Below are 15,482 nucleotides of genomic sequence, written 5' to 3'. Positions count from 1 at the left end.
GGATCGCTTGCGCTGCGGCGAGGCCGCAGCACCCGGCGGCTGGCTCAGTGGTGGAAGCCCGCCGCCGACGCCGCGTCGTGGGTGGGCGCCGGTTGCTTCTCCAAGGTGGCCAGATGCCGGCGCAGGTCGTCGAGGAGCAGGTCGGCGAGATCGTGGGTGAAGCCGCGCCGGACCACGATGCGCAGCGCCGCGATGTCGGTGCGATTCGCGGGGAAGGTGTACGCCGGAACCTGCCACCCGCGCGCCCGCAACGCCTCGGAGACGTCGAACACCGTGTAGTTCGTGATGTCGTCGCGCAGCTTGAAGGCGAAGACCGGCAGCTCGTCGCCGCGGGTGATCAGCTCGAACGGCCCGAGGTCCTCGATCTTGGCGGACAGCCGGGTGGCGACCTCCCGCGAGTACCCCTGCACCCGGGTGTAGCCGGCGACGCCGAGCCGCAGGAAGTTGTAGTACTGCGCGACCACCTGGGCGCCGGGCCGGGAGAAGTTCAGCGCGAAGGTCGGCATGTCGTCGCCGAGGTAGTTCACCCAGAAGATCAGATCCTCGGGCAATGCCGCGGCGTCGCGCCACACGATCCAGCCGACACCAGGGTAGACCAGGCCGTACTTGTGCCCGGACACGTTGATCGAGGAGACCCGGGGCAGCCGGAAGTCCCACTGCAGCTCGGGGTCGAGGAACGGCGCGACGAACGCCCCGGACGCGCCGTCGACGTGCACCGGGATGTCGATGCCGGTGCGCTCCTGGTAGGCGTCGAGCGCCGCGCAGATCTCGGCGACCGGCTCGTAGGAACCGTCGAACGTGGACCCGAGGATCGCCACGACACCGATGGTGTTCTCGTCGCAGAGCGCCACCGCCGACGCGGCGTCCAGGTGCAGCCGGTCGCCCTCCATCGGGACGAGCCGCATCTCCACGTCCCAGTAGTTGGCGAACTTCTCCCAGCACACCTGCACGTTGATGCCCATGACGATGTTCGGCTTGCCGGTGCCGCCGCGGTGCTGCCACCGCCGTTTGAGGGCGAGGCCGCCCAGCATCGCGGCCTCGCTCGACCCGGTCGTCGAGCAGCCGGTCGCCTCGTTCGCCTCGGGTGCGTTCCAGAGCCGGCTCAGGATGTGCACGCAGCGGGACTCGATCTCCGCGGTCTGCGGGTACTCGTCCTTGTCGATCATGTTCTTGTCGAAGCACTCGGCCATCAGCCGGTCGGCCTGCGGCTCCATCCACGTGGTGACGAACGTGGCGGCGTTGAGCCGGGCGTTGCCGTCGAGCATCAGCTCGTCGTGCACGATCTGGTACGCCGTGTCCGGTGGCAGCTCACCGGCCGGCAACTCGAGCCGGGGGATCGAGCCGTCCGGCACCTCGAACCGCGGCGCGATCGAGAGCGTCTCCGACGAGTTCCTGGTCCGTTTCAGCATTGTCCGTCTCCAATGTCAGGGTGTGACGATGGCGAAGTCGATGTCGGGCGCGTCGAGAGCGCCGAGCAGCGTCCGCAGCGCGCCCGGGTCACCCTCGATCGGCGTCGCCGGGCCCAGACCGGGCAGTTCGGCGCTGGTCACCCGGATGGTCGCGGCGGCCGGCTCGGCCTGCGGGGCGCGCGTGTGGGTCAGCACTCCGTTGCGGAGGGTCAGCCGGTAGACGACGCCGAGGTCGGTGACGTCGACGTCGACGGTGGCCACGTCGTCCCAGCAACGCGGGCCGTTCACCCGGATCGCGAACGAGTCGAACAGCTGCTCCGGGGTGAGCGCCGCGACCAGGTCAGCGGACGCCGCCGTCGCCGGGGTGCCGACGCTGCCGTGCCGCAGCTCGTACGCGCCGGTCAGGTAGACGCAGCGCCAGGTGCCGTTCTCCGAGCCGTAGCCGAGCTGCTCGTACGTGTCGGCCAGCAGCGCCCGGGCCTCGGCGTGATCGGGTTCGGCGAAGACCACGTGGTTGAGCACCTCGGCCACCCAGCGGAAGTCGCCGCCGTCGAAGTAGGGGCGGGCGCGCGCCACCACGACGTCGGCGCCGCCCATGAAGTCGACGTACCGGCGGGCGGCCTCGACCGGCGGGTGCGGCCACAGCCGGGCCGGGTTCCCGTCGTACCAGCCGAGGTAGCGCTGGTAGACCGCCTTGACGTTGTGGCTGAACGAGCCGTAGTAGCCGCGGGCGTGCCAGGTCTGCTCGAGCGCCGGCGGCAGCTGGAAGGCCTCGGCGATCTCCGGCCCGGTCAGCCCGGCGTTCAGCATGCGCACGGTCTGGTCGTGCAGGTACGCGTACACGTCCCGCTGCCGGCCCAGGAACTCGACGGCCCGCTGCCGTCCCCAGGTCGGCCAGTGGTGCGACGCGAACACCACCTCCAGGTCGCCGCCGAACAGCTCGATCGCCTCGGAGAGGTATCCGGCCCACGCGCGCGGGTCGCGTACCTCGGCGCCGCGCAGCGTCAGGATGTTGTGCAGGTTGTGGGTCGCGTTCTCGGCCGCGCAGAACGCCCGGTGATCGGGCAGGTAGAAGTGCATCTCCGAGGGCGCCTCGCTGCCCGGCGCCATCTGGAAGATCATCCGTACGCCGTCGACGGTCAGCTCCTCGCCGGTCCGCTCAACGAACGTGGTCGGCGGGATCAGCGTCACCGTGCCGGTCGAGGTGGTCTGGCCCAGACCCGCTCCGACCTGCCCCTGCGGCCCGCGGGGGAGAGCCGCGCCGTACATGTAGGCGGCCCGCCGCGCCATCGCCGGTCCGGCGTAGACGTTCTCGCTGACCGTGTGCTCGACGAACCCGGACGGCGCGATGACCGGAACGCCGTCCGCGAGGTCGCCGGGGAGCACGCCGCGGGCGCCGCCGAAGTGGTCCACGTGCGAGTGCGTGTAGAGCAGACCGGTGACCGGCCGGTCGCCACGGTGCTCGCGGTAGAGCGCCAGGGCCGCGGCAGCGGTCTCCGCCGAGATCAGCGGGTCGATCACGACCACTCCGGCCGTACCCTCGATGAAGGTGATGTTGGAGAGGTCGTAGCCGCGCACCTGATAGATGCCGGGCACGACCTCGAACAGCCCGTGCACCGCGGTGAGCTGGGACTGGCGCCACAGGCTCGGGTTCACGGTGGCCGGGGCCTCGCCGGCGAGGAACCCGTAGGTGCCGGTGTCCCAGACCGGCTCGTCGCCGGATCCGGTGATCAGCACCCGGTCCGGAGCGGCGATCAGACCGCGGCGCGCATCGGCGAAGTCCTGCCGATCATGGAACGGCAGTGATTTGGCGAGGTGTTCGTGCTGCGTCTCGATGGTCGCTGCGGCGGGCTTGGACATCGAACCTCCCGTGTCGTCCCCGGAACCCTCACCGGGAAGCACCTGCTGCCGCATCACTCCTGCCGGATGAACCTGAGGTGCGCAGGCCCGCCAGTGCGCAGATCAGGAAGCAGGCGGCGCCGAGGGAGGTGTTGACACCGGCGACCGTGCCGCTGACCTCGGTGCTGTCCGACGGCCACACGAACGAGGCGAGCGCGGAGATCATGAAGAACACGCAGCCGAGCAGGTTGACGTACGGCTGCCAGCCGCGCCAGCCGGCCGCCGCCAGCCCGATCACGCCGGAGATCAGGAAGCAGATCGATCCGAACAGGTCGGGCCGCCAGACCACGTGGTCGTACGCCGAGTCGGAGGTGGTCACCACGATGGCCCGGGCCGTCGAGAAGTTGAAGTAGAGCGTGCCGAACGACTGGATGACCGCGGCCCACCGCTCGCCGCGGCTCCGCGAGTTCCGGATCTGCAGGAAGCCGCCGGCGGTGAAGAAGATCGAGCCGATGAAGAAGGTGACCGCGTCGGCCGTGGGACCGACCAGGTCGGCGTACACGTCCAGGGGGCCGACCAGGAAGAAGAGCGAGCCGATCGCGAAGCACCATGCCATGCCGGACATCGAATCCGCAGCCGGGGGACCCTCGCATCCCCCGACGCGGATGACGTCTCAGACCTCGACCGGGGAGAGCTCCGGGAGCACCTCCGGCTGCCGGGTGGCCGGCTTGCGGCGTCCCGACGGCACCAGCAGGGCGACGGCGAACGCCGCCGCGCTGGCGACGGCCAGCAGGAGGAAGGCCTGGGTGTATCCGGATTCGGCAGGCAGACCGCCCGGGCCGGTGTGACCGGTGACGACCGTGCTGACGAGAGCCGTTCCGAGCGATGCTCCGATCGTACGAATATTGGTGTTCATGCCGCTCGCGGCGCCGGTCTGATGCGCCGGGACGCTCCGCACGATCAAGTTGATCATCGAGGAGTAGATGAGGCCGAGACCGATACCGAACACTCCGGCCGCGAGCGCGACCATCCACTTCTCGTCGTGCGCGAGGGCGAGCGAGAGACAGGCGATCGTGCCCATCGCGGAACCCCAGAGCAGCTGCGCCTTGTTGCTGACCCAGCGCGTGAGCGGTCCGCTGACCGAGCCGAAGACCGCCATCGCCACCATGAGCGGCAGCATCAGCAGGCCGGCGCCGGTGACGCTCATGCCGAACCCGTAGCCGGTCGACGCCGGCACCTGCAGCAGCTGCGGCAGGAAGGCGAACACACCGAACATCGCGGCGCCGAAGAGCAGGGCGGCTAGGTTGGTGGTCCAGACGGCGGGCAGGCGCATCATCCGCATGTCGATCAGCGGTTCCTTCGCGCGCAGTTCAGCGACCAGCCATCCGGCGACAAGGACGAGTGCCAGGGCGAACAGCGCGATCGTACGGGCGGAGCCCCACCCCCATGACCTACCCATCGACAGCGGCAGCAGCAGGGCGACGAGCCAACCGGCCAGCAGCGTGGCGGAGATCCAGTTGATCCGGCCCTGGCCGTGCCGCGGCGATGCCGGGATGACCCGCCAGGCGACCACGGTCACGACGGTGACGACGGCCATCGGGATCCAGAACAGCCAGCGCCAGTCGAGCACGCCGACGATCGGGCCGGCCAGCACGATGCCGATGCCGCTGCCGGTCGCGATCACGGCGGAGAGCACGCCGAGCGCCGACGCCAGCCGGGCCGGCGGGAACTCGTCGCGCAGGATGCCGAACGAGATCGGGAAGACCGCGCCGCCGAGTCCCTGGATCACCCGGGCGGTGATCAGCACGCCGACGTTCGGGGCGAGCGCGGCCAGCAGGCAGCCGACGGCGATGGCGGCGAGCGCGACCAGCAGCGTGCGGTCCTTGCCGATGGTGTCGGCGATGCGGCCCATCAGCGGCGTGGCCACCGACGCGGCGAGCAGCCAGGCGGTGAGCACCCAGGTGACCGAGGCGGTGCTGGTGTGCAGGTCCTGCTGGATCGTCGGCAGCACCGGGGTCACCAGTGACTGCATCAGTGAGAACGCGGCAGCCGCCGCGGCCAGCACCGCGAAGGTCACGCGGGGGGATGGCTGGTAAAGTCGAGGCATGCCTCCACATTAACGGAGGCATGCCTCCGGTTCTATCGGTTTTCCGGGATGTGAGGTGGCTCTCGATGACGATCGCCCTGCGCCGTCCCCAGCGCGCCGACGCCCGGCGCAACTTCGACGCGCTGCTCGCCGCCGCCCGCGACGTGTTCGGTGAGCGCGGCGCCGACGGCTCCCTCGAAGAGATCGCCAAGCGCGCCGGCGTCGGCATCGGCACGCTCTACCGCAACTTCCCGACCCGGCAGGACCTCTTCGAAGCGGTGTACGTCGAGGAGATCAACCAGCTCGCCGAGGCCGCCGAGGCCGCCGCGGCCCTCCCACCATGGGAGGCGTTGCAGGCCTGGCTCCAGCGATTTGTGGCGTACGCCGTGACGAAGCGCGCCATCATCGACGTCCTGAACAGGGACTCGGAGATGTTCCGGTCCTGCCGTGTCGTGATGTATACAGCCGGCGAACCCCTCATGATCCGCGCCCAGGAGGCCGGCGAGGTCCGCCCCGACACCAGCTTCGACGACGTGTTGCGCCTGGTCTCCGGCCTGACGTCAGCGGCCTTCGTCGACGAGGCCCAGCGGGACCGGGTCCTGCACATGGCGCTGGACGGCATCCGCCCCCGTTAGGCCTATGGACTTGACCTCTTCTCCGGTCGCAGCCTGACGGCATGCCAACCGAGAAGAGGACCCTCAGCGACGCCAATCTCTTCGACATCCTCGGGCCGATGCAGATCAACTTTGCGAGCTCGAGCATCAAGGGGGTGCCGCTGCTGTCCTACCGAGACGCCACCCTGAATCTGAACTTCGAGGACGACGACATCACGCGGGTGCCCACTCCGGGCGGGGGCTCGCTGGTGACCGTGACCTTGGAACGGGCGGAGGACGCGTTCGTCCGTACCCTGACCGTGGTCCTTCCCCTGGTCCGCCTCCCGATGGGCGAGACCGCGGAGTTCTCCACCTTCGTGGTGGAGACCTTCGACCGCTCCCAGGCCTTCGTGGGCACTCCGGGGCCGGCCGGCGCCCTTCAGTCCTATCTGGTGCACCAGGTCCGAGCCACCGCTCAGGTCGTCAACTTCTAGCCCCGCCTCCCGTGACCACACCGAGAACAGGCGGCCGCCGACGCGGCGGCCGCCTGTCATCTGTCATCTGTCACCGCTCAGCGAGCCGGGCCCGGTCCGCTTCCCTCTCCTGCACCCGCCCACCGGCCGCGTCACCGCCAGCGGGCTTGTTCGCCTCCGTGGCTGCGTGGTCGTCGACGGTCCCGTCGGCCGTGCCTGATCCGTCGTGTTCGCGGATGGTGTCGTTGGTGTCGGTGCGGGTTCCGTGGTCGGTGTCTTCGGTCGGTTTGTTCGGTGCGGTGGCGGCGTGGTCGTTGATGGTGCCGTTGGCCGTGCCTGATCCGTCGCGCTCGCCGACCGCGCCGTTGGTGTCGGTGCGGGTTCCCTGATCAGCGCCCTCGGCCGGTTTGTTCGGAGCGGCTTGCCCGGAATCCCCTTCGGCCGGCTTGCTCGGTGCAGCGACCGCCGCATCATCGTTCCGACGGGCATCCCGGATCTCGGCCTGAGCCCCATCATTCGGCTTGATCACGCCGTCGCCGTTGGGCTTGATCGCCGCGTCGGCCTCACCACCGGCTCCGGCCGCACTCAACCCGCCGGCGATTCCATCGGCGCCCGTGGTAACCGCGGCTCCGGTTCCGCTGCCTGCGCCGCTGAGTCCGGCAGCCATGCCGCCGGCAGCTCCTCCGACAGAGCCACCGGCACCGTTCGTTTTCGCAGCGCCGCCCGACCGGACCACGTCGGTGGAGCGGATGAGCGGGACGCCGCCGGCCGATGACTGGCGGGCGCGGAGAGATTGCACAGCCGCGGTCATCGACGCCCGGGCGCCGGATACCTGGCCGGCCGCGGACTGGTAGGCGGCCACCTGCCGCGGATAGTCGGGCGCCGACGGGTTCACCGGTTCCAGGATCACCGTGCCGGAGACCGGGAGCCCGCCGGCCGCGGCCGTCTCCCGGGCCGATGCCATCCGGCTCTGGGCGGACGCGAGCTGGTCGGCGTACTCGTTGAAGGTCCCGGCCGTCGACGTGATCTCGCCGTGCAGAGTGTCGGCCAGGGCGGCGGCGCGGGACATGCGGCCGCTGAAGGCCATGCCGCCGGAGCCGCTCCAGCCGCCGGACGCGTCGGCGCCGGTGGAACGTAGCGTCTCGATGCTCGACCGCACTTCGAAGCCGAGCTGATCCTGGAGCCATCCGGCCGCCGAGTAGATCTGGCCGGGGTCACCGTCGAGACGGGTTTCGATCGGCATCACAACACCCCGCTGATCCTCTGTCCGGCAGTGGAGTCCTCCGAGGCGTACGTCTGACCCGCGTCAGCGACGCGCAGGCCAGCCTCGGTCAGTCCGGCGGCGAGGCCGGCCGAGCTCTGGGAGAGCCGGGCGAGGAGTTCGGCGAAGATCGGGGTGGCCTCGCCGGCGTCGACGCGCCGCGGGCCCCCGGTACCGGTGGCCCGCAGCGACGTCCCGGAGCGGCGGAGCCGGTCGGAGATGGATTCGAGCAGTACCAGGTCGACTGTCAGGCGATCAGCCATGATGGTCCCTCCCACCGTGCGGTTGCCCAGGCATACACGGCGGGAGGGCGAACGGTTCAACGCGAGAGCTATTCGGCCTCGAAGCCGCCGTGTCGCCGGGACAGGGCCAGCCAGTCGAGCCATGCCGCCCACTTGGGATCGGATTCCAGCGCGGCTCTCGTTGCGGAGGGCACGAGCGCGTACGCGGCCAGCACCTCGTCGATCTGCCGCGTGGTGATCAGCCGGCGGTCGTTCGAGTCGAGCGTGAAGACGGCCATTCCGTGCAGCCGCATCGTCTCGTTGATGTCGGCGAACCGGCGGTACCGGAACTCTCGCTGCTCACCGGCCGCGTCGACGAGACGTGCGTACTCCTGCCCGCAGTCCGGATCGTGCGCGCACACGGGTCCGGCTTGACGGCACACCGCCAGGCGGTACCCGGCGGCGGCACAGTCAGCCAGTTCGAGATCGATTCCCACCCGCCGATGATCGGGCGCATCGTGCGGCGAGGGCAACCGGGAAGATCAGCAGGCTACCTTCGTACGACCCTTCTTGTTGCCCCAGGAGCAGGTGTCCTGCGTCTTCTTATTCGGCTTGCGGAGGGTCGCCTTGTCGCCGGTGTTGTTCCAGATGTAGTTGCCGCTGTTCCAGTACACGTGGGTCTTGGTGTCGGTGCCGTTCCCGGTGTGCAGGTAGATCTTGCCGCCCTTGCCGGGGATGCTGACGGCGCCGAACGTGTAGACCCGGCCGCCCTTCTCCTTGATCGACCAGCCCTTGAGGCTGACGGCCTTCTTGCCGGTGTTGACCAGTGCGATCCACTCCGCGTTGCGGGACTTGTTGCTGCGTGTGTCCTTGCCCGGTGAGTCGTACTGTGCGCTGTGGAACCGCAGCGCGGGCGCCGCCTGGGCCGGGCTCGCCGCGGCGAGGGTCCCGCCGAGGGTGATGGCGATCGCGGCAACGGTGCCGAGCAGTCTGCGCATGAAGCGTCTCCTCGAAATTCGGTGGAGACAGCATCCTGTCGAGCTTCGCGCTGGAGGGCACGCACCCGCGGTCGAGCGTCAGGGCATTTCCACCGGCCCGTTCGGCTGTCAGAATCACGCCGTCGACCGATGCCATCCGGCTGACCGGAGGAGGATTTCGATCATTAAAGATCAAGACCATGCCCTGTACGTCGACAGCTCCGTGTGGCCGAAGCCCTCGCCGGAACCCCGCGGCGGCCACTCCTGGGCGTATCGGGCGGCAGTCCTGCTGACGGCGTTGACCTGTGGTTTCTTCGCGGCGGCGGTGACCACCCGGGCAGCCTGGGAGGCGGTCCCGGCCTACCCGTCGGGGGAGCGGCTCGCCGAGATCACCGAGGCGGTCTATCCCGGCTGGCCGGTCGAGGGTGAGCTGTCCGCTGACGGCGTGCTGTTCGACGTGATGGGACGGGGTGGGCTCGGCGGCCACGACGAGGACTTCGAGTACGCCCGCTACGACTTCTCCCCGGTCGCCATGTACGTCCCCGGCGCGTACCAGGCGTGGACCGCGGAGACCGCGCGGCGGCTGACCGGCGCCGGCTGGAAGGTGCACGACATCTCGCCGACCGGCGCGATCGACGTCGCGACCGACACGATGGACGTGACCGGCCACCGGCTCGTGGCCTCGAAGGACGGCCTCTACCTGGATCTGGAGGCGGCGGCGAATCCGCTCGACACTCCGGCCGGCCAGTTCTGGACGTCGGCCGAGCTGACCCGGCAGCCGCCGTGGTGGCTCACCGCGACCGGCCTGGCGGCCTGGATCGGTGGCGGGCTGCTGGCGTGGCTGGTCCTCGGCTGGGCGAACACCCGTACCCGGTCGGCGGGTGGCGCCGCCCGTGCCACCAGTATCAGCGCGCTGGTGGCATCCCTGGTCCTCCTGCTCCCGGCGACGCTCATGGGAGTGGTCGCCTTCGCCGCCGAGTCGTCATTGACCGAGCCGACCCACCAGCCGTTCTGGGGTCTGAGCGTCACCTGGGGCTACGGCTGCACCTGGCTCGGCGCCGTCCTGCTGGCAGTGGCCCTCACCGCAGCGATCATCGCCCGCCCCGCCCTCAGCGATCCGGCCGTCGATTGACGCGCTGACCATGTGATCCGCCGCTGCCGGGACGGCGGGTGGGAACGTATGCAGAGAATTTCCAGGTTGTGTCAATGGGGCTCACCTCCCGATATGCTGGCGGCCGATACGTACGGCGCTGGTGAGGGAGAGCTCGGTGCGCACAACCGTGCACGACGTCGCGGACGCGGCGGGGGTGTCGGTGTCGACCGTGTCGCGGGCGCTCACCGGTGGGAGTGTCAGCCCGGCGACCAGGGCGACCGTGATCGCCGCGGCGGAGCGGCTGGGTTACCGGCCCAACCGGACGGCCCGAGGGCTGATCACCGGGCGTACCGGGAACTACGGCCTGATCGTCCCCGATCTGCGTAACCCGTTCTTCGCCGATGTCGCCAAGGGTGTGACGGCCCGGGCGCGGGCGGTCGACTGCGGCGTGTTCATCACCGACACCGACGAGGACGTGTCGGCCGAGCTGGAGGCGCTCGCCATGCTGGGCCGCAACACCGACGGGGTGCTGCTGTGCTCGCCGCGGGCCACCGACGCCGAGCTGCTGGAGGCCGCCGACCCGGACACCACGGTTCTGGTGCATCGGCAGGTTCCGGGCATGCTGTCGATCTCGGCCGACATCGCCGCGGGCACCCGTCAGGCGATCGACCACCTGCGGGCGCTCGGGCATCGGCAGATCGCGTTCCTGGCCGGGCCGGACGAGTCGTGGGCCGGGCACCAGAGACTGTCCGCGCTGGGGGAGTACGAGATTCTGCGGTTCGGCTCGGTGGCGCCGACGTTCGAGGGCGGCGTGCTCGCGGGCGATCTGGTGCTGGCCAGTCCGGCCACGGCGGTCCTGGCGTACAACGATCTGGTCGCGATGGGCCTGCTGCACCGCCTCGCCGCTCGGGGCGTGTCCGTTCCCGATCAGATCAGCGTGGTGGGCTACGACGACATCAGCCTGGCCGCGATGAGCCATCCGCCGCTGACCACCGTCGCGGTGCCGAAGGGCCGGGCGGGCGCCGCCGCGCTGGAGGTCCTGCTGCGAGCGGGCAAGCCGGCGTCGACGGTGAGGGAGCGTGAGGTCACCCTCCCGACGGGACTCGTCGTCCGGGCGTCGTCAGGACTGGCCGGAGGGTGACCTCCGGCGAGCGCCGGGGGGTCGTCAGTCCGGCAGCTTGAGCAGGACCATGTCCCATTGGCCGTGCTCGTCCTCCCAGGTGGTGACGGCCTCGCCGAAGAAGTCGAGAGGGCTCTCGGCCGGCGACTCGTCGACGGAGAAGTCGTTCTCCTCCTCGATGCCGGCGGTGATCCGCAGCGCGTCCTCCCGGGTGCCGTCGGTCAGTACCCGGATCGCGGCGACGCGCCAGTCCGTGTCGGTCAGGTCGCGGCCGGCCAGCTCGCGGCCCTCGATCAACTCGTCGTCCACTTCGTAGATCGTTCCCGGTCCGTCGACGAGCAGCGGACCGGTGTCGAGGATGGTCAGGCTGTCGTTGATGAAGCTCCGCTCACCGCTCAGCACGGCCGGATCGAGCCACTCGGGCCCTCGGTCGAGCCCTACCTCGTAGATGAAATTTCCCCAGGCGTACAGCGCATACATGGGCCCGGATCCTAGCGTTCCACTCTCGACACCCCTATTGTGCTAGGAAACTAGTTAAATGAGGTGGCGAGAATGATCGAGTTCCACCTGGACTCGCGGTCCGGCATTGCTCCCTACATGCAGTTGATTCAGCAGGTGCGCCACGCGCTCCGCCTGGGCGTCCTCCACGAAGGCGACAAGCTGCCCACCGTGAAGGAGGTGGTGGCGCAGGTCGCGATCAACCCGAACACGGTGTCGAAGGCGTACCGCGAACTGGAGTACGAAGGCCTGGTCACCGCCCGCCCCGGCCTCGGCACGTTCGTCACCCGCACCCTCGCCGGCGACTCGCTCGACAAGCACGAGCCGTTGCGCGAGGGCCTGGAGCGCTGGCTGTCCGAGGCACGGGAGGCCGGCCTCGCCGACGAGAGCATCGAGGCGCTGTTCCTCAGCACGTTCCGGGCCTTTTCGGAGGCCCGGGCATGACTAGCGCGCTTCTCGCCGAGGACCTGACCAAGCGGTACGGCCGGCGTACCGCGCTGTCCGGTTGCACCCTCGACATCCCGGCCGGCCATGTCACCGGCCTGGTCGGCCCGAACGGCGCCGGCAAGTCCACCCTGCTCCAGCTGGCCTGCGGGCTCCTCGATCCGACCGCGGGGCGGATCGAGGTCCTCGGTGAGCGGCCGGTCAGCGGATCGCCACGGGTCGGCTTCGTCGCCCAGGACACCCCGGTCTACGCCGGACTGACGGTTGCCGAGCACCTGCGGATGGGCGCGCACCTCAACCCGTCCTGGGACGACGCGCTGGCCCTGCGCCGGATCAGCCAGGTCGGCCTCGACCCGACGCAGAGGGCGGGCCGGCTCTCCGGTGGCCAGCGGGCCCAGCTGGCGCTGACCGTCGCCGCCGCGAAACGGCCGGACCTGCTGCTGCTCGACGAGCCGGTGGCAGCGCTCGACCCGCTCGCGCGGCGCAACTTCCTGCAGGGGCTGATGGAGCTGGCCGCGGAGAACGGCATCAGCATCGTGATGTCCTCGCACCTCGTTGCCGACCTGGAACGGGTCTGCGATCACCTGGTCGTCCTGGTCGCTTCCCGGGTACGGGTGGCCGGCGACGTCGACGAGCTGCTCGCCACCCATCACCGCCTGGTGGGGCCGCGCCGCGACCCGGATCCGGGCCCCGGCCGGGCGGTGATCGACCAGAGTCACACCGACGTGCAGTCCACCCTGGTCGTCCGCAGCACCGCCCCGATCGACGACCCGTCGTGGCAGGTGGATCGGCTGAGCCTGGAGGACATCGTGCTGGCGTACATGAGCGGCGGCGAGACGAACGGGACCGAGCGGATCCTGGAGGGGCAGCGATGATCTGGTTGACCTGGCGGCAGTTCCGGGCGTCGGCCCTGATCTCCGGCGCGCTGCTGCTGGCGCTGCTGGCCGGCTTGGCGCTGACCTGGACGCAGGTGACCGGCCTCGCGGCACAGGCCGGCTATCACGGCTGTACGACGGACGCCTGCGCGGCCGCCGCGGCGAACTTCATGGACCTGCTGCAACCGGAGGTGGCCGGCGACCTCAACAAGGCGGCCGTCGTGATCCTGGTGCTGGTCCCAGTGCTGCTGGGTCTCTTCTGGGGTGCGCCGCTGGTCGCCCGCGAACTGGAGACCGGGACGTACCGGATGGTCTTCAGCCAGTCGGTGAGCCGGGGCCGCTGGCTGCTCGTCAAGCTGGGCGTCGTCGGCCTGGCCGCCGCGCTCGGCACCGGGCTGCTCAGCCTGGCACTGAGCCGCTGGGCAACGCTGATCGACGCGGCCTCCGGGGACCGGCTCAACCCGCTGGTCTTCGGCGCCCGCGGTCTCGTGCCGGTCGGGTACGCCCTCCTCGCGTTCGTCGTCGGCGTGACCGCCGGTCTCCTGCTGCGCCGGACCGTCGCCGCGATGGCGGTCACCCTGCTCGTCGTCGCCGGCCTGCAGATCGCCGGCCCGCTGGTGGTCCGCCCGTTGCTGGCCGACCCGATCACCGTGACGGTCCCGCTGGACGTGCGGGGCCGGTACGGCATCTCGATGAACGGCAGCACCCACGAGATCACGCTGCACGTCGAGCCGTCGATCAGGAACGCCTGGATCCTGTCGAGCACCGTGATCACCGCATCCGGCGCCGAGTTCACCGGCCCGGCCGACCCGGCGGTCTGCGGCCCGGACGCGCCGGACGACCACCGGACGTGCCCGGTCTGGCTGGAGTCGCAGAACCTCAGCCAGAAGGTGGTGTACGTACCCGGCAGTCAATTCTGGATGCTGCAGTGGCGGGAGTTCGGGGTTCTCATCGCGCTGACCGGAGCACTGTCCGCCCTCTCACTGTGGTGGATCCGCCGCCGCCTCACGTGACGTCGCTGCCAGGGCGGCCTCCAGCACGGCGCCGATCGCTGCCTCGTCGATGGTGGCGGGCGGGCGCAGGGCCTGACCCACGGCGGTGAGAGACGGGTCCCGGGCCAGCGCCCACCGGGCCGCCTCCGGTTTCGAGCAGTGCGTCCCCTCGGCGGCGAACCGCCAGATGCGGCAGGCGGTCAGCACCATGAACGCGGCATGCTCGGCGTCGCCGGTCAGCGACTGCCACGTGCGTAGCCAGTGCCGCCCGCGCTCCACGATCCAGTGGTCGGGGATGGGCGCGATCACGGTGGACGGCTCCGGGCCGTACAGGGCGCGGCCGTGCGCGCGGGCCACCGACAGTTCGGTCGGCAGGTCGGCGTCGGCCGCGATGCCGTCCGAGAAGTCACCGTGACCGAGATAGACCTCCACGGCGGGCGAGCGGGACGGCTTGCCGGCGACCGCGGAGGTCACCACATGGAGGTCGACCGGCTCGGGGGAGAGGAGGTCACGCAGCGCGAAAGCCTGCTCCCGGGTGACCCCGCCGTCGGTGATGACCAGAAGGTCGATGTCGCTGCGCCCGGGCCGGAAGTCGCCGGTCGCGAGCGAGCCGTGCAGGATGACCGAGCGGACGTCCGCCCCGAGCACCGAGACGATCCCTTCGGCGAGACGGTCGGCGATAGCCAGGGCGTCTCTCACACTCCTTCGAGTTGATCGCGCATCGCGGCGACGTCCGCGGGCAAGGGTTTGCCGTCCAGCGTCATCACCGAGATCACGTAAGCGGCGTCAACCAAGCTCTGCTCGCCCTCCGGGTCGTCCAGCTCCCGCCCGAGCGTACCCAGCAGGTACAGAGCGCGGACGTAGTCGGCATTCGCCCCGTCACCGCCGGCCGCCAGCGCTTGTTGCTGCTCCACCGCCTCCCGCGCGGCGTCGTGGGCCTCGTCGAGTCGCTCCGCCTCGCCCAGCCCGTACGCCAGGCGCAGCGCCGCCTCGGCGAATACGCGCTGGTCCGGGTCGGACAGCTGCGGGCCCAGCTCACGGAAGGCGGCGACGGCGGCCGCGTAGGCCGCGAGGGAGCCGGACGAGGCGGCCCCGTCGAGGACGAGCAGCACATCACCTTCGAGGCGGCACATGTGGGCCAGCCCGCTGCGCTGTGCGGGGTCCGTAGCCACCAGCTCCCGGTAGGTGCGCACGGCGGCCGCCGCGTGCTCCCGGGCGGACCCGGCGGTCGCATCGGCTTGCGGGCCGGCGAAGGCGAGCATGCGTCCCAGCCTTCCCTGCGCGGTGGCCCGCAACGCCGCCATGGACGGCCAGTCGGCCTCCAGCCGCTGGTAGATCCGCAACGCCTCCGAGGCGTCGGCGATCGCCTGCGGGTAGCTTCCCAGCGAGCCCAGTATGCCCGCGCGGTTCTCCAACTGCCCGGCCAGCAGGCGTTCTGTCTGGGCGTCGGCCGGTTCCGTGGCCAGCAGCGCCCGCAGGACGGCGATCGCCCGGCCGATATGGGCGATCGCCTCGTCCAGCCGGTCGGCGGTATACGCCTGCTTCGCCAGCCCGGCGTGCTCGTTGGCTTCGTACTGACGGTCGAGCCGGCTCGATGACAT

General features: G+C 70.4%; 18 protein-coding genes. 7 read left to right on the top strand and 11 right to left on the bottom strand.

Translation table 11 applies throughout. The features are described from left to right. Positions 1 to 44: 44 nt before the first annotated feature. The 4 genes from EP757_RS35100 to EP757_RS35085 are packed head-to-tail and all read right to left on the bottom strand — an operon-like array spanning position 45 to position 5,355. Positions 45 to 1,406 carry a glutamate decarboxylase gene (locus EP757_RS35100; protein WP_370457877.1) on the bottom strand — a complete coding sequence of 454 codons (1,362 nt, stop codon included), beginning with the start codon at positions 1,404 to 1,406 and terminating at the stop codon, positions 45 to 47. 18 nt (positions 1,407 to 1,424) lie between these two features. Continuing rightward, entirely contained in the window at positions 1,425 to 3,269 is a 1,845-nt protein-coding gene (locus EP757_RS35095; RefSeq protein WP_127552680.1) for an alkyl/aryl-sulfatase, read from the bottom strand. Between the two features lie 28 nt (positions 3,270 to 3,297). After that, positions 3,298 to 3,864, bottom strand: coding sequence for a hypothetical protein (locus EP757_RS35090; RefSeq protein WP_127552679.1), 567 nt, complete (start codon positions 3,862 to 3,864; stop codon positions 3,298 to 3,300). Between the two features lie 57 nt (positions 3,865 to 3,921). After that, positions 3,922 to 5,355: an MFS transporter gene (locus tag EP757_RS35085; protein ID WP_127552678.1), complete on the bottom strand. Its 1,434-nt coding sequence runs from the start codon at positions 5,353 to 5,355 to the stop codon at positions 3,922 to 3,924. Between the two features lie 65 nt (positions 5,356 to 5,420). Here EP757_RS35085 and EP757_RS35080 point away from each other — a divergent pair, with 65 nt between their 5' ends. Further along, positions 5,421 to 5,969, top strand: coding sequence for a TetR/AcrR family transcriptional regulator (locus EP757_RS35080; protein WP_127552677.1), 549 nt, complete (start codon positions 5,421 to 5,423; stop codon positions 5,967 to 5,969). A 41-nt stretch (positions 5,970 to 6,010) separates the two neighbouring features. Continuing rightward, on the top strand, positions 6,011 to 6,421 hold the full coding sequence (locus EP757_RS35075; RefSeq protein WP_127552676.1) for a hypothetical protein: 411 nt from the start codon (positions 6,011 to 6,013) through the stop codon (positions 6,419 to 6,421). A 70-nt stretch (positions 6,422 to 6,491) separates the two neighbouring features. Here the strand turns inward: EP757_RS35075 and EP757_RS35070 are convergent, their stop codons facing one another. The 4 genes from EP757_RS35070 to EP757_RS35055 form a co-directional block, all read right to left on the bottom strand. Beyond that, positions 6,492 to 7,643, bottom strand: a complete 1,152-nt coding sequence (locus EP757_RS35070) for a hypothetical protein (RefSeq protein ID WP_127552675.1) — start codon at positions 7,641 to 7,643, stop codon at positions 6,492 to 6,494. After that, a complete protein-coding gene (locus EP757_RS35065) occupies positions 7,643 to 7,924 on the bottom strand; it encodes a hypothetical protein (RefSeq protein ID WP_127552674.1) in 282 nt (93 codons plus the stop codon). The genes EP757_RS35070 and EP757_RS35065 overlap by 1 nt, the downstream gene beginning before the upstream one ends. 68 nt (positions 7,925 to 7,992) lie before the next feature. Continuing rightward, positions 7,993 to 8,379 (bottom strand): hypothetical protein, encoded by a 387-nt coding sequence (locus EP757_RS35060; protein ID WP_127552673.1) that lies wholly within the window; start codon positions 8,377 to 8,379, stop codon positions 7,993 to 7,995. 45 nt (positions 8,380 to 8,424) lie between these two features. Further along, positions 8,425 to 8,880: a lamin tail domain-containing protein gene (locus EP757_RS35055; protein WP_127552672.1), complete on the bottom strand. Its 456-nt coding sequence runs from the start codon at positions 8,878 to 8,880 to the stop codon at positions 8,425 to 8,427. A 202-nt stretch (positions 8,881 to 9,082) separates the two neighbouring features. Between EP757_RS35055 and EP757_RS35050 the strand changes: the two genes are divergently transcribed. Both EP757_RS35050 and EP757_RS35045 read left to right on the top strand, forming a co-directional pair. Continuing rightward, positions 9,083 to 9,991, top strand: a complete 909-nt coding sequence (locus tag EP757_RS35050) for a hypothetical protein (protein ID WP_127552671.1) — start codon at positions 9,083 to 9,085, stop codon at positions 9,989 to 9,991. A 136-nt stretch (positions 9,992 to 10,127) separates the two neighbouring features. Continuing rightward, complete coding sequence (locus tag EP757_RS35045) at positions 10,128 to 11,093, top strand: LacI family DNA-binding transcriptional regulator (protein ID WP_127552670.1); 966 nt, start codon at positions 10,128 to 10,130, stop codon at positions 11,091 to 11,093. A gap of 24 nt (positions 11,094 to 11,117) precedes the next feature. Here the strand turns inward: EP757_RS35045 and EP757_RS35040 are convergent, their stop codons facing one another. Continuing rightward, a complete protein-coding gene (locus EP757_RS35040) occupies positions 11,118 to 11,552 on the bottom strand; it encodes a hypothetical protein (protein ID WP_127552669.1) in 435 nt (144 codons plus the stop codon). A gap of 72 nt (positions 11,553 to 11,624) precedes the next feature. Here EP757_RS35040 and EP757_RS35035 point away from each other — a divergent pair, with 72 nt between their 5' ends. Genes EP757_RS35035 through EP757_RS35025 form a run of 3 tightly spaced genes read left to right on the top strand, consistent with a single transcriptional unit; the run spans position 11,625 to position 13,902 of the window. Beyond that, positions 11,625 to 12,014: a GntR family transcriptional regulator gene (locus EP757_RS35035; RefSeq protein WP_127552668.1), complete on the top strand. Its 390-nt coding sequence runs from the start codon at positions 11,625 to 11,627 to the stop codon at positions 12,012 to 12,014. Further along, the gene (locus tag EP757_RS35030; protein ID WP_127552667.1) at positions 12,011 to 12,889 is read left to right on the top strand and encodes an ABC transporter ATP-binding protein; all 879 of its coding nucleotides are present in this window, start codon (positions 12,011 to 12,013) and stop codon (positions 12,887 to 12,889) included. Before EP757_RS35035 ends, EP757_RS35030 begins: the two co-directional genes overlap by 4 nt. After that, positions 12,886 to 13,902, top strand: coding sequence for an ABC transporter permease subunit (locus EP757_RS35025; protein ID WP_127552666.1), 1,017 nt, complete (start codon positions 12,886 to 12,888; stop codon positions 13,900 to 13,902). The genes EP757_RS35030 and EP757_RS35025 overlap by 4 nt, the downstream gene beginning before the upstream one ends. On the opposite strand, the gene EP757_RS35020 is transcribed toward EP757_RS35025, so the two are convergent. Together EP757_RS35020 and EP757_RS35015 are read right to left on the bottom strand one after the other, a co-directional pair. Next, entirely contained in the window at positions 13,870 to 14,580 is a 711-nt protein-coding gene (locus tag EP757_RS35020) for a nucleotidyltransferase domain-containing protein (RefSeq protein ID WP_127552665.1), read from the bottom strand. The genes EP757_RS35025 and EP757_RS35020 overlap by 33 nt on opposite strands. Continuing rightward, positions 14,577 to 15,482 (bottom strand): hypothetical protein, encoded by a 906-nt coding sequence (locus EP757_RS35015; RefSeq protein WP_127552664.1) that lies wholly within the window; start codon positions 15,480 to 15,482, stop codon positions 14,577 to 14,579. Before EP757_RS35015 ends, EP757_RS35020 begins: the two co-directional genes overlap by 4 nt.

This window comes from Actinoplanes sp. OR16 (genome assembly GCF_004001265.1).
GTDB lineage: Bacteria > Actinomycetota > Actinomycetes > Mycobacteriales > Micromonosporaceae > Actinoplanes.
This window is presented reverse-complemented; position numbering and strand designations above follow the sequence as displayed.

What these genes read in the sequence shown, in the direction of transcription:
- EP757_RS35035 (WP_127552668.1), top strand. Translation starts at nt 11,625, where the DNA reads ATGATCGAGTTCCACCTGGACTCGCGGTCCGGCATTGCTCCCTACATG.
- EP757_RS35095 (WP_127552680.1), bottom strand. Translation starts at nt 3,269, where the DNA reads ATGTCCAAGCCCGCCGCAGCGACCATCGAGACGCAGCACGAACACCTC.
- EP757_RS35025 (WP_127552666.1), top strand. Translation starts at nt 12,886, where the DNA reads ATGATCTGGTTGACCTGGCGGCAGTTCCGGGCGTCGGCCCTGATCTCC.
- EP757_RS35085 (WP_127552678.1), bottom strand. Translation starts at nt 5,355, where the DNA reads ATGCCTCGACTTTACCAGCCATCCCCCCGCGTGACCTTCGCGGTGCTG.
- EP757_RS35090 (WP_127552679.1), bottom strand. Translation starts at nt 3,864, where the DNA reads ATGGCATGGTGCTTCGCGATCGGCTCGCTCTTCTTCCTGGTCGGCCCC.
- EP757_RS35030 (WP_127552667.1), top strand. Translation starts at nt 12,011, where the DNA reads ATGACTAGCGCGCTTCTCGCCGAGGACCTGACCAAGCGGTACGGCCGG.
- EP757_RS35040 (WP_127552669.1), bottom strand. Translation starts at nt 11,552, where the DNA reads ATGTATGCGCTGTACGCCTGGGGAAATTTCATCTACGAGGTAGGGCTC.
- EP757_RS35075 (WP_127552676.1), top strand. Translation starts at nt 6,011, where the DNA reads ATGCCAACCGAGAAGAGGACCCTCAGCGACGCCAATCTCTTCGACATC.
- EP757_RS35055 (WP_127552672.1), bottom strand. Translation starts at nt 8,880, where the DNA reads ATGCGCAGACTGCTCGGCACCGTTGCCGCGATCGCCATCACCCTCGGC.
- EP757_RS35065 (WP_127552674.1), bottom strand. Translation starts at nt 7,924, where the DNA reads ATGGCTGATCGCCTGACAGTCGACCTGGTACTGCTCGAATCCATCTCC.
- EP757_RS35080 (WP_127552677.1), top strand. Translation starts at nt 5,421, where the DNA reads ATGACGATCGCCCTGCGCCGTCCCCAGCGCGCCGACGCCCGGCGCAAC.
- EP757_RS35015 (WP_127552664.1), bottom strand. Translation starts at nt 15,482, where the DNA reads ATGTCATCGAGCCGGCTCGACCGTCAGTACGAAGCCAACGAGCACGCC.
- EP757_RS35070 (WP_127552675.1), bottom strand. Translation starts at nt 7,643, where the DNA reads ATGCCGATCGAAACCCGTCTCGACGGTGACCCCGGCCAGATCTACTCG.